Here is a 12919-nt window from a genome sequence, read left to right on the forward strand (position 1 = left end):
ACTGGGAATGTACATTTATCATTGAAAATATAACATCAGAAAAGAAAAATAAAAACCGACGGAGCGTAGAATACTGACTGCCCTAAAAAAAGGCAGCCTGTTTTGGGGAAGTCTGAAAAACTGAAGTTTTAAAAATTTTCTTTACAGGAAAATCACTGTCGTTTTACAAACTGTATAAAATCCAGATTCATTCCTACATCTCCTGTCTTATGCTCTGAATTAGCCTGAATTGTTATAAGTATTGTGCGCGGCTCGTCGATTGTAAAATAAATCGGCGCTCTTGTTGTAAGCTCCCATGTTCCAAGCGGCGGATTGCTTGGATATACACGGTACGGCGTATTGTCTATGTAAACATAAAATGCGCTGTGCTCTGTGTCCGTTGCTTTTTCCTTCAAAAGACATTCATACGTGCCTGCTGGAAATTTCACTTTCAGTTTTGCTGTTGCAGCTTCATCAAGAAGGCGCGCCGCAAACTGTCCGCTTGCATCCTTGTCCTGCACTACAAGAAAATGATGAAGGAGCATAGACTCAACTTCATATTTAATTCCAATTCCGGAATATTCGATAACAGGAAGCTGGGTCAAAAGCGGCGGCGGTGTCTGCCTGTCTTCAACCTTGAGAAATTCAGAACTCTTGGGTGAGCTTGCGCATGAAAAAAACAGCATCACTGCAGAAAGCAGCGCAGAATATAAAAATAGTTTTTTTAGGGAATTTGTTTTCATGCCTGTATTGTACCATAAGAGCTTTGTGTTTGCAAATATGATAGGTGAATCTTGAAAAATTCATTCCCCCCCCCCGGATATTTGCAAAAAACTCTTTGCCTTCAAATTCTCCAGAGGAGCTTTATCAGAACCTGATTTTCTTCAATCATAAAATGCTGTAGCATCGTATGACAAAATTTAAATTTTGGGAACTCTTGGCTTTGCCATGTTTTTCAGCATGTTCTGCAAAAGTTCGTGGGCGGTTTCAGAGTCTACTTCCTTTGATGGCTTGTGGTATTCCACCAGGTTTTTGGGAATTTCGTCAAGAAAGCGGCTTGGCTCGCACTCGATTGTGGCTGACATTTTTCTTCTGTGGCTGCACGATGAAATCAGGAGTCTGTCCTGCGCTCTGGTCACTGCGACGTAGAAAAGCCTTCGCTCTTCTTCCACAGCGGCATCTCCGCCGTCTTCAAGCGCATGGGAGTGCGGCATAAGTCCTTCTTCCGCGCCGGCAATGAAAACCACGGGAAACTCAAGCCCCTTGCTGGCATGGATTGTCATGAGGTTCACTTTTCCTTTGTCCTGCTCATCGTCCATGTTGTCCCGTGAAATTAAAGTGATTCTGTTCAGGTATGCGTACAGGCTTGTGTCTTCGTAGTTCGGATTGTTTTCCCATTGCTCCATGCTTTTTATAAGGCTTTCGATGTTCATGTATTTGAAGCGTGCGGCTTTTTCACTCTTGGGATTTTCGCTGATGAGATAGTCAAAATAGTTGATTTCTTCTACCAGAGCGCGCACTTTTTTTGCAAGGCCTTTTCCGGAAAGCATGCTCTTTGCGTTTTCGATTATATTGATAAATGACTCAAGGTCGCCCTTTGTCTTTTCCATCAGGGGACACTCGTTTTCAGGTGCGCCGAGAATTGCCTTTGCCGATTCCCAGAGCGAAAAATTCATTCTGGTTGCAACGCCGCTTATTGTTTCGATTGCCGCCTTTCCGAGTCCGCGACGCGGTGTATTTATGATGCGCAGAAGATTTATGTCATCATCATGATTCGCGATTAGCCTGAGATAGCTGATGATGTCTTTTATTTCCTTGCGCTCAAAAAAACTTGTGCCGCCGCTGACAGTGTAGGGGATGTTGTTTTCAAGAAACGCTTCTTCGATTGCTCGGCTCTGTGTGTTCGCGCGGATTAAAACGCCAAAGTCATCGTAGTTTCTTTTTTCGTCCGCGCTGATTCCAAGAATTCCCTCTGCGATAAAATCCGCCTCGGCCGCTTCATTTTCAGGCGAATAAAGCTCAATCGGTTTGCCGCTGCCGTTTCCGCTCCAAAGCTCCTTGTCCTTTCTGTTTGTATTATGCTTTATGACTCCGTTTGCCGCTGCCAGAATAGTTCCTGTGGAGCGGTAGTTTTGCTCAAGGCGGATTTCTGTTACATCCGGAAAATCCTTTTCAAAGTTGATTATATTCTGAAAGTCCGCTCCTCTCCAGCTGTAGATGCTCTGGTCGTCATCGCCCACAACGGCAATGTTTCTTCCGGCAAGAAGATGCATCATTTCGTACTGCTGATGGCTTGTGTCCTGGAATTCATCAACCATTATATATCTGAATCTGTTCTTGTATGACTCAAGAACTTCAGGATATTCCCTGAACAGTTTTATGGGAAGCACAATCAAATCGTCAAAGTCAACTGAATTAAAAAGCTTCAGCCCTGAAAGATATTCCTCGTAAAGTGCTCTGTACATATCGCTTTCAGAATTCCATGTTTTCCGGCCTGTCTTTATGTCACTGAACAGCGCGCTGATTTTGTAAAGATCCATTGCATCCGCCGTGAAGTGAAGCTCCCTTCCACATTCCTTGATAAGAGCCTTTTTGTCGGTTTCATCATAGATTGAAAAATTTTCACGGTAGCCGAGCCTTGTTATTTCCTGCCGGAGTATTCGCACTCCGAATGCATGGAAAGTGCTTACAGTGAGATTGTTGAGTTTTTTTCCGGTAAGCTCCTTTATGCGCTCTTCCATTTCCTTTGCGGCCTTGTTTGTGAATGTAAGCGCAAGAATCTGGCTTTGCGGAATTCCCTTTTCGAGCATATTGGCTATTCTGTAGGTGATTACGCGGGTTTTTCCCGAGCCTGCTCCGGCGATTATAAGAATAGGACCTTCTATTGTAGAAACAGCTTTGTACTGCTCAGGATTAAGCTTGCTTTTGAGGTCGTTTTCAAGAGACATATTTTTTTCCTTTTTTGGGACAAAATGACGGAGATTATTCTGTCTTGTAGCTGTCCACGATTTTCTTTACAGAATCAGAAAGCGAAAGATTTTCTTCTGAACTGCTGCTGACTTTTTCAGCGAACACTTTCATCTGCTCAAGGTTTTCCGAAGCTGTGCTTGAGCTTTTTAGAATCTCGTTGGCTTTTTCCTGGAGAATTGCAATCTGCTCCTCAAGAATTGAATTCCGTGTTTTCAGCTGGCTTGATGAAAGTGAAATCGCCTCGGAGGCTTCCTTCAGAATTTCCATCATGCTGCTTATTTTGCCTGACTCTGAATTCTGCTCGTTGATTTTTTCGCAGACGGTTTGAATTGATGTGTTCATGCTTTTTATATTCGCCTCAAGCTCGTCGAATGACTTTGATGAATTCGAAGAAACCTGAACCATTGCGTTTACCGCCTGCTCGATGTTTTCAACAAGATCCTTTATTGATGTTGTCTGCACCGCGGAATTTGTTGCCAGAGTTCTGATTTCGTTTGCGACAACGCTGAATCCTTTGCCTGACTCTCCGGCGTGGGCGGCTTCAATGGCTGCGTTCATTGCTAGAAGATTTGTCCTTGCAGAAATTTCAGAAATGACACGGTTTGCCTCAAAGAGCTTTTTGGCAAGCTCCTGTATGTTGCCGATTTTCTCTGAAACTTCGGTCTGGCATTTTTTTTCTTCCTGTGATTTTTTTACGATGTTTTCATATTCAGTGTTGATTCCTGTGATTTTGATGTTTATGTCGGCGATGTTCTTTGTTATCTGCACAACCGCATCGGATGAATTCTGAATCGCTTCCATCTGGTTCTGGGCTTTTTCATTCAGCTGAAGAACTTCCTCCACTACATTTTCTATTGTGCCTGTGGCTTCCATGGTCATGTCGGTCTGTTTTTTTGCCCTGGAGAAAATATCCTGGATTGATGAGTTTGCCGCCTGTATAAGGCTTGAAGTTTCTTTTGTCTGTGTCAGAAGCATGTTTGAATTTCCGCTCAGCCTTGAAACAGAAACTTTTTCAGTTGCAATCATTTTCTGAAGGTTTTCTATGATTCTGTTGCATGCCCTGGAAATTTCAGTTAGCTCGTTGTCGCCCTTTTCATTTATGCGCGCAGTAAGATCCTGCTCTCCCGTGGCTATCATGTTCATTCTATATGAAACCGAGCCGAGCTTCTTGAAGAATTTTGAAATCCAGATATAAAGCAGCAGTATAAAGACAATGAAAAGCCCCAGGCTGCTGAACACCATTGCGAATTCGCTTCGCCTTACAATCCTGATGATTTTCTGCGCTTCAAAATCACATGCCACAAATCCTATTGCCTCATTGTCCTTGATAATCGGAGCATAGGCGGTTATCATCCAGCCCCATCCTTCCTGCTTCTGGAATTTGGAAACAACAATCTCCTTTGTTTCCATTACAAGCTTTGGATATTCTCCGTAGCTGCTTAAATCCTCCACAGTTCCAAGCGGAGAAAAATTTTCCGTGTCGCTGGGCAGCGTGCTTCCGTCCACAATGTACATAAAATTGTTTCCGCCTTTTGGAACCATTGTGTACAGGAATTTGCACTGTGTCTGCGATTTGATTAACCTCAGCTCCTGAAACAGCTCCTTATAGTACGGATGGTTTTCATCCAGAGATTCCGCCACCTCAGAAAAAAGATCCGCGTCTATTTTGTATGCGGTTCTCTTTATTACATCTTCTCCCTGCGATGCGAAAACTGAAAGCGCAGTTGACTTTATGTTTTGCACTGTAAGGAACATAACTATGCTTGAAATAAGGATGATAAAAAATGATATGAATATAACGAATCTGAATTTGTATGAATGGATGAATTTCATAAAAAACTCCTGTGGAAACACTGAAAGTAAAAATTCTTCGGTTTCCGGAAAATCTCTTTCAGGGAAACCTCGCGCCCTATTATAAATTATAATTCTATTTTTGAACATAGAAATCTGTCTGATAATAGCCGGTCTTTGAAAATACGGTGCTTTAAGCCGTGCCGTTGCAGCAGGTGAAGCTCGCAGGAAGTTTCAAAAAGTCTTTGAAAATGAGTTTTTAGAGGTTCACAATCCTTTGTTTTCTGTGATATACTAAATGAGCCGTTTTTTGGCGTATTATTTTAACATAAAAGGAGTTCGTTATGAACCAGAAGGTCGCTGCTTTTTTGGGCAGGCATAATTTCAATATTCATCAGGACATGAATCCTGTTATTGAAGCCATGCTTTTTGATATGCATGAAGGCTTGTGTGGACGTCCTTCCGGTGAGGACATGATAAAAAATTACAAGACTCTTCCTACAACAACTGCGGCAGGAAAGAGTGTTATCGTGATTGATGCCGGCGGAACAAATTTCCGGTCATGCCTTGTTACTTTTGATTCGAATGGAAATCCTTCTATTGATTTTATGGAAAAAACATCGATGCCGGGCATTGAGCGCGAGCTTTCCAAAAAGGAATTTTTTGACCAGATTGCGCAGAACCTTGAGCACTTGAAGGACAAGTCTGCCAACATAGGATTCTGCTTTTCGTACCCTGTGGAAATGCAGGAAGACGGCGACGGTGTCCTTATCAATTTTTCAAAGGAAGTAAAGGCTCCCGATGTGGAAGGATGCCATATTGCCAAGGAACTTGAAAAATCCCTGAAATCCCACGGCTGGAAAAATGACCTTCGCATTTCAATGCTCAATGACACTGTTTCTGCTCTGCTCGCCGGCGCCGCTGACCCGGATGAGGGAATGAGATATTCTTCATACATTGGATTTATTCTTGGAACGGGCTTGAATTCAGCCTATATACAAAAGACCAGTCCTGAATACAAGAATATGAAAACCCAGATTATAAACTGCGAGTCAGGAAAATTCGACAAGATTTCAAGAAGCGATTTCGACATTGCCCTTGATAAAAAAAGCACCAAGCCCGGCACCGGCATAATGGAAAAGCTTTGTTCCGGGGCATACATGGGCCCTCTTTCATTTGAAGCTATAACCGCCGCAGGAAAGGAAAATCTGTTTTCTGAAAAGCTTTCAAAGGAGCTTTCGTCTCTGGATTCTCTTACACAGATTGAAATGGATTCCTTCCTGCATGCTCCGTATTCCACAAAGTCAAAGCTTGGCTCTATCATGGCACGTTCCGCAAAGGACGATGACTACGATATTCTTTTCCAGCTTCTGGATGCTCTTGTGGAGCGCAGTGCGAGACTTGCGGCAGCTATTTTGTCAGCGTGCGTAATAAAAAGCGGAGAAGGAAAAACTGCGGATCGCCCGGTCTGCATACTCTGCAATGGAACTTCTTTCTTTAAGACATACAAGGTTCGCCAGCGCGTAATAGGATATCTTGAAGAGCTTTTGGTCAAGGAGCGCGGACTCTTCTTTGATGCCATCAGCCGTGAAAATGATATAACCCTGGGAACTGCCATCGGCGGACTTCTGTAGGACTTTGAATTTTCCCCTGCGTTTCTTCTGAAAAAAATTCGGCAGGGGAAATTTACGCTCTTGTTTTTGCAGGATGCGTTTTTTCTTCTTTTTTTTCCTGAAAATTCCGATAATTGCATGGAGTGCTATATGTCAAATGCTAAAGTTTTAGGAAAATCAATACTTCTCATTATTCTTATTGTCGTCATGGTGCTTTTTGGGCTTCTTTGGTTTGACTATCTCGGTATAATCCAGACAAAGCGGACTTTTGCGCCCCTGTTCAAGCTTATGGGGCTTGCTCCCCAGACTTCTGTTTCGGCCTCGAAGGAGCTTGTGGAGGCGGATCTTGACAATGACCGTTTTGCAAAAAGACTTGAGGCTCTTGATATCCGTTCCCAGGAGCTTGCGAAAAGGGAAGCTGAAGTGGCGGAGCGTGAAAATGCGAATGCCCAGATTGCCCAGGAGCTGGAGGACAAGGAAAAATCCCAGTCAGAGCGCGAAAAAACATTTAATAATTTAGTGAAAAAGTACGATGATAGAAGTGTAAACATCGAGCAGATTGTTGCGAATTTGAACGGTATGCCGCCGAAAAGCGCGGTTGAAATTCTTGTTGAAATGGATGACCAGGATGTCATTGATGTCCTCAGGCGCGCAGACGAGATAGCCGCCGCTTCCGGAGAAGCTTCTACAGTCGCATACTGGCTTTCCTTGATGCCAAGCGAGCGCGCTGCTGAAATTTCACGCAAGATGGCAAACAAGCCGGCTTCAATAAATTAACAGCAATGCCTGGCAACAGGGCGGCTTCACGGTGTTTATAGCTTTGGAGGTTGCCCATGCAGGCGTTGAACTTACAGATTGTAAATCCGAAGCAGGAACAGGATGTTTCTGTGAAAAAAATTTCCGCTGAAAAAACACAGGGGAGCGGCTCTTCATTCAGGGAAATGCTGGCGTCTGCTTCCGCAAAGGAAAGCGCAGAGCCTTCTGTAAAGCAAGTGGAAGAAAAATCCTCTGTAAAGCCGCAGAAAACTGATTTTGAAATTCAAGACGAAAAATATTCCACGGAGCTTCCGCCTGAGGCAGCCTTTTCATTTTTGACAGCGGCGGCTCCAGATACATTCAGCTTTTCCCCGGACAATGAAAATTCTTTTTATGATATGGCTTTGCAAATGCAGGTTTCTGACGAGGATATGGAATTCCTTGGCTCGGATGACAATGCGCTTTTTGCAGACGGAATAAATTTTGAGCAAGCACAGATTGCCTTTTTTCCTCCGGAGGAAGCACAGGAGCTTCAGGCTGCTCAGAATCTTTCAGTTGAATCTCCGCTGGAATTTCTTGACGACATGGCGGAATCTGTAAAGCCTGAGGTTCAGGAAGCCGCTTTCGTTCAGCTTCCGCAGGAAATTATTGCCGCCGCTGAAAATTTGTCCGTGCCTGAGCAGACTGCATTTTCCGCGGATGACAAAAACAAGAATCCCGGGTTTTTTAAGATGAATCTCGGCACGCAGGAAAAAAATTCTTCGGCGGAAGCTCCTTCATTGTTTGAAGGTCTTTTTACAGTGACAGATGAGCGCACTGTGGAACAGAAGATTGCGGATTTCAAGTCTGAGCTGGAGTCAGGCTACCAGCAGCAGGACAACAGTTTGAATCTTTCGCTTACACTTTCGGAAAATGCGCGGCAGGATATTCTTTCTACAAACGGACAGACAGCTGGCGCTACAGGCTCTACATTTCAGCAGATGCTTTCCCAGCAGATACAGTTCAATGCTCCGGATTTCGCCAGGGCAGGAAGCATAGTTCTGCATGACAATAATTCAGGCTCTATAAACATGGTTTTGAAGCCTGAAAATTTAGGAAATGTTAAAATAAATCTTCATCTTTCCGATAATGTTATTACGGGGCAAATTACCGTAAACAGCAAAGAAGCTTTTGAAGCTTTCAAACAGAATATGGAAACTTTAAGGCAGGCTTTTCAAAACAGCGGATTTGAAAATGCAGCTTTAAGTCTAAGTTATGCCGACACTTCTTCCGGCTCATTTGCGCAGGGAGAACGGCAGCAAAGCGGAGAACAGTTCTTTTCAAACAAAGTTTACGGAGAGTATGCTTCATCCGCTGAAATTTCAGCTTCTGCGCCGCAGGTTGGAAGCTACAGCACGGACAGTGACAGAAAGGTCAGTGTGGTTGCATAGTTTTTGCAGTGCTGTCTTGGCTTGCGTTGCGGGCTTTTCCGGGGCTTTTCCGGGGAATATGATTTACTATTTTTACGGGAGAAAAAATGCAGGTAGTAGGTGAGTTGAATACAAGGCTTAGCGATCAGGAAATGGCAAAGCTTAATATGCAGGTGGATTCTTTCAATAAATCGATTACGATTGAAGGAAGAAAAGTGCAGCGGGATTTGGGCAAGGATGATTTTCTAAAGCTTTTGATTACGCAGCTTTCAAACCAGGATCCTACTTCTCCCATGGAAAATACTGAATTTATCGCTCAGATGGCGCAGTTCAGCTCGCTTGAGCAGATGACAAACATGAATCAGGAATTCGCCAAGATGAATTCAATGCTGGTTTCTTCCCAGGCTGTCAGCACAATTGGAAAGACTGTGGACATTTCCCTGGGCGGCACAACTACAACAGGCGTGGTTGAGGCTGTAACATACGGCGAGAATCCTCAGATTCGCGTTAACAATATGTACTACGATATGAAGCAAATCTCCGCAGTTTACGGAGAATGAGTTCGGTTGGGGAACTCATATAAGGTGCCTGGGAAAATTAATTGCCGGGCGCGCTAAAAATCATAAGAGGGTAAATTTATGATGAGATCACTTTATGCAGGTGTTTCGGGCCTGCAAAATCACCAGACAAGAATGGATGTAATTGGAAACAATATTTCCAATGTGAACACTTACGGCTTTAAAAAAGGCCGCGCAACTTTTCAGGACATGATAAGCCAGCAGCTTAACGGAGCTGCGCGTCCAACAGAGGAAGTCGGAGGCGTGAACCCCAAGGAAGTCGGACTTGGAATGAGCGTTGCCACAATCGACACTATTTTTACACAGGGAAATCTTCAGACAACGGGAAATACAACTGATATCGCAATCCAGGGAAACGGATTTTTTGTTTTGAAAAACGGAGATGAAACTTTCTATTCCCGCGCCGGTGTTTTTGGAACGGACTCAAATGGAACTCTTGTGAATCCTGCAAATGGTCTGCGTGTCCAGGGATGGATGGCCGAAGATGTGAATGGCCGCCAGATTGTCAGGACTTCAGCAACTCCGACTGACCTTGTGATTCCTGTTGGCCAGAAGGATCCGCCTAAGGCAACTGAAAATGTGCGCTATTTCTGCAACCTGAACAAGAACACACCGGAGATTCCTGAAAATCCTACTGCGGATCAGGTTATTGAAGGAACATGGCAGACTGAAATCGATATTTATGATACATACGGAAATCCCCATCAGGTTCAGATGAATTTTTCAAAGGTTCCGGGAAATCCCAACCAGTGGACAGTTACAGTGAACGTTGACCCGGACAATGCGGAATTTACACAGACAAGAATCGGATTCGGAACAACAGATGGCGTTGAGAATACTTATACATTGAATTTTGACAACACAGGAAAGCTTCAGTCTGTTATTGACAGCGCAGGGAACCAGTCAAACCCTGAGGGCGAGATTGTTCTTCAGGCGTCTTATGCTGTGGCTGATTCAAATGCGGATGCAGACGGAAATCCTTACCGCCATACTTTCAATCTTAACCTTGGCACAATCGGCTCTATGGAAAATACAATCACCCAGGCGGCTTCAAAGTCAACAACCAAGGCGAATTTTCAGGATGGCTACAAGCTTGGATATCTTGACAATTTCAGGATTGACCAGTCCGGCATTATTACAGGAGTTTATTCAAACGGCTCTGTGCGCACAATCGGACAGGTTGCAATGGCGAGCTTTACAAACCAGGGCGGCCTGGAAAAGAAGGGCGACAACACCTATGTTGAATCCATAAACTCAGGAATGGCGAACATCGGAGAAAGCAGAACCCAGGGAAAAGGTACTCTTATTTCCGGCGCTCTTGAAATGTCGAATGTTGACCTTACAGAGCAGCTTACTGATATGATTGTAACACAGCGCGGATTTGAGTCGAATGCAAAGACAATCCAGACAGGGGACTCCATGCTTGAAACAGTCCTTGGATTGAAGCGCTAATTTTGAAAACCTCTGAAAGCTTAGTTTTTTGGAGGTGAAGCATAGTTGAATATTGAGATTCCGGAATTTTTCTGGAACAGACTCTGATTCATAACCCAACCTTGCCGGACAGATGAACCCTCGTTTGTCCGGCCTTTTATTTAAAGTTTAATTCAAGCTTTAAAAACGGCGAAGTCAAGGCTTTAAGCGTTGGCATGACTTTATACGACGTATTTTGTTTTATTGCAAAACCCTTCCGGTAGTTTGTGTGCATATAAAGTCACATTGTAAAATTTTCTATATGCAATTCCTGATGCAAACCAGATTATATCATGCGAAGAATATTCTTGGATAAAGGCTTCTATCTACTATTAATTTGATTGTATATGAAAATGATTCCCCCTCCAGCTTTTTTTGTGCCTCCTGATAAATCTTCCTTTCCTGCTTGCTATACTTGAATGGAATCGCAATGTATAGAACAACCTGCAATCTATGGGCACCCTCATTGATGCGCGTACTGTCAGTAATAATCAGTTTTTCATTTATTTCTTTTATTTTCCGGCAGACAATATCCTTAATCCGGCTCTGCTCTGAAAGACTTGCCGGAACTTCCGGCTCGATGGTTGCAACGTATCCAAATTCCTTGTATATGTCGCTTTTTAAATCTGCGATTAGCAATAAAAATCTTCCCTTGTCTGCATTACATTTTGTCCTGACAGTCAAAAATGCACCGTACCGTTCATATCCATAATCCAGTAACTGTAAATCAACGACTTCGTCAATCATTTCCCTGTCATATGCGAGGACATAACTTTTTAGCCGCTCCGACAGGGAGTCGTCCGCCACTTCGCCCAGAACGCGCCGGGATATTTCTGTAAATGATTTCAGTCCGTTACGAATGATGAATAACGAAACGAGTAATCCGCACCAGCCGTCAATATGCAGATGCATCAGGGAATCAACTAGAAATGAAACTGTAACAACCGCTGTGGAAACTGCATCGCTGATACAATCTGCGGCCGCCGCTTTATATGCGGATGAATTATTTTCTTTGCTCTTTTTTGTGTTAAAGAAAAACAGAAAGAGCTTTATGCCGATAGAAACTACCATTACCAAAAGAATAAAGAGATTAAATTTCGGCTCAGATGGGTTCTTGATTGCAAAAACAGAATCGTGGAGGGATTCCCAGCCGACCAGAATAATGGAGATTGAAACGACAATTCCGACAAGCCATTCAATTCGTCCGTGACCATTTTTATGACGCGTGCCGCCAAGCGTGGAGGCAGCTTTTACTCCCAAAACCGTCATCAGCGATGTTACTGCGTCTGACAGATTATTCGCCGCATCAGCAGAAATCGAAGCCAGACCGCTGATGCTTCCGCATATATATTTGAAAACTCCAAGACATAAATTCAATATAATCGGCAGCATATTTTTACCCCTTTTACTCCTTGTTTTTTCCTTTGGTGTTTAATAATGCACTCCCCGTGTCATCATTTAAAAAATCAATTTTTTTCTTCATCTTTTATCTCCTTGAATGAATTTCATTCATTTATTATTGAAAAATTTATGGAGCGTATCTGCTCCACATTTTTTTGTCTTTACAGTTCCAGTAACTTATACCAGGCCAGACGCGTTTTTTCCATACGTTCTTCGTCTGTCAGTCCTTTTGTTAAACACATACCGACCCAGCCGTATATTCCTATGATAGCGGCACTGTCCGTATCTTCTACTGTGATTTCGCCGTTTTCCTTTGCCTTTCGCAAATGCTCCTGCACATAAGGAATAATCTTCTTTGTAACTTTTAGAAAAAGTTCGTCGTGCATCCTTTGACTGTTCTCCGAGTGAAAAAGCTTGTACAGTCCCTGATCTTCCTTTTCGGCATCCGTCAAATATTCCATACGACTTGTGATGCTGTCGACCAGTTCTCTTATGGGTATATCAAAGCTTATTTTACGCAGATTTTCCTGCACGATTAGATTGGCATACTTCTCTAACGCAGCATCATAAATTTCTTCTTTCGATGAATAATATCGATAACACAATCCCTGGGAAATATTCAGTTCTTTTGCAATATCCGTGATGGTAGTCTTGTCATAGCCTTTTCTGGCAAACACTCTGATTGCACCATCTAGGATTTCCTTTTTACGGACATCTGGTTCTTTTACCGTTCTCATAATGACTTCCCTTGCTTTCATTGGATTGTATTAAGAATAAAGAAAGTTGTCAATGAATAACATTCATTCATCAGGCGGTTAAACTGCGATTTCCGTTCATATATTTTCGTATATTTTCCGTTTGCATTCTTGTGATGTGAAAAAAGCGGAACGGCGTTTACAGGAGTTGTTACAGGACTTGAATAAATATTCGGCTTTACTTTATTAAAACCAGA

The 12919-nt window shown here is 43.1% G+C and carries 10 protein-coding genes; 5 read left to right on the forward strand and 5 right to left on the reverse strand.

Annotation, left to right across the window (positions count from 1 at the left end; translation table 11 throughout):
- Window positions 1-152: 152 nt before the first annotated feature.
- The 3 genes from ACI4L0_RS05630 to ACI4L0_RS05640 form a co-directional block, all read right to left on the reverse strand.
- Window positions 153-722 (reverse strand): hypothetical protein, encoded by a 570-nt coding sequence (locus tag ACI4L0_RS05630; RefSeq protein WP_439799190.1) that lies wholly within the window; start codon window positions 720-722, stop codon window positions 153-155.
- 177 nt (window positions 723-899) lie between these two features.
- Window positions 900-2927 (reverse strand): ATP-dependent helicase, encoded by a 2028-nt coding sequence (locus tag ACI4L0_RS05635; RefSeq protein WP_439799191.1) that lies wholly within the window; start codon window positions 2925-2927, stop codon window positions 900-902.
- Window positions 2928-2961: 34 nt separating this feature from the next.
- A complete protein-coding gene (locus ACI4L0_RS05640) occupies window positions 2962-4782 on the reverse strand; it encodes a methyl-accepting chemotaxis protein (RefSeq protein ID WP_439799192.1) in 1821 nt (606 codons plus the stop codon).
- Between the two features lie 302 nt (window positions 4783-5084).
- On the opposite strand from ACI4L0_RS05640, the gene ACI4L0_RS05645 reads away from it, so the two are divergent.
- From ACI4L0_RS05645 to flgE, 5 genes are all read left to right on the forward strand, one after another.
- The gene (locus ACI4L0_RS05645) at window positions 5085-6374 is read left to right on the forward strand and encodes a hexokinase (protein ID WP_439799193.1); all 1290 of its coding nucleotides are present in this window, start codon (window positions 5085-5087) and stop codon (window positions 6372-6374) included.
- A 129-nt stretch (window positions 6375-6503) separates the two neighbouring features.
- The gene (locus tag ACI4L0_RS05650; protein WP_439799194.1) at window positions 6504-7130 is read left to right on the forward strand and encodes a periplasmic-type flagellar collar protein FlbB; all 627 of its coding nucleotides are present in this window, start codon (window positions 6504-6506) and stop codon (window positions 7128-7130) included.
- Between the two features lie 56 nt (window positions 7131-7186).
- Window positions 7187-8539 carry a flagellar hook-length control protein FliK gene (locus ACI4L0_RS05655; protein ID WP_439799195.1) on the forward strand — a complete coding sequence of 451 codons (1353 nt, stop codon included), beginning with the start codon at window positions 7187-7189 and terminating at the stop codon, window positions 8537-8539.
- An 86-nt stretch (window positions 8540-8625) separates the two neighbouring features.
- Window positions 8626-9078 carry a flagellar hook assembly protein FlgD gene (flgD, locus tag ACI4L0_RS05660; RefSeq protein WP_439799196.1) on the forward strand — a complete coding sequence of 151 codons (453 nt, stop codon included), beginning with the start codon at window positions 8626-8628 and terminating at the stop codon, window positions 9076-9078.
- Window positions 9079-9156: 78 nt separating this feature from the next.
- On the forward strand, window positions 9157-10548 hold the full coding sequence (gene flgE / locus ACI4L0_RS05665; RefSeq protein ID WP_439799197.1) for a flagellar hook protein FlgE: 1392 nt from the start codon (window positions 9157-9159) through the stop codon (window positions 10546-10548).
- Window positions 10549-10857: 309 nt separating this feature from the next.
- On the opposite strand, the gene ACI4L0_RS05670 is transcribed toward flgE, so the two are convergent.
- Together ACI4L0_RS05670 and ACI4L0_RS05675 are read right to left on the reverse strand one after the other, a co-directional pair.
- The gene (locus tag ACI4L0_RS05670) at window positions 10858-11958 is read right to left on the reverse strand and encodes a cation diffusion facilitator family transporter (RefSeq protein WP_439799198.1); all 1101 of its coding nucleotides are present in this window, start codon (window positions 11956-11958) and stop codon (window positions 10858-10860) included.
- 170 nt (window positions 11959-12128) lie between these two features.
- Window positions 12129-12704 (reverse strand): TetR/AcrR family transcriptional regulator, encoded by a 576-nt coding sequence (locus ACI4L0_RS05675; protein ID WP_439799199.1) that lies wholly within the window; start codon window positions 12702-12704, stop codon window positions 12129-12131.
- Between the last annotated feature and the right edge of the window lie 215 nt (window positions 12705-12919).

The sequence above is a fragment of the Treponema sp. genome (assembly GCF_051883275.1).
Taxonomy (GTDB): domain Bacteria; phylum Spirochaetota; class Spirochaetia; order Treponematales; family Treponemataceae; genus Treponema_D.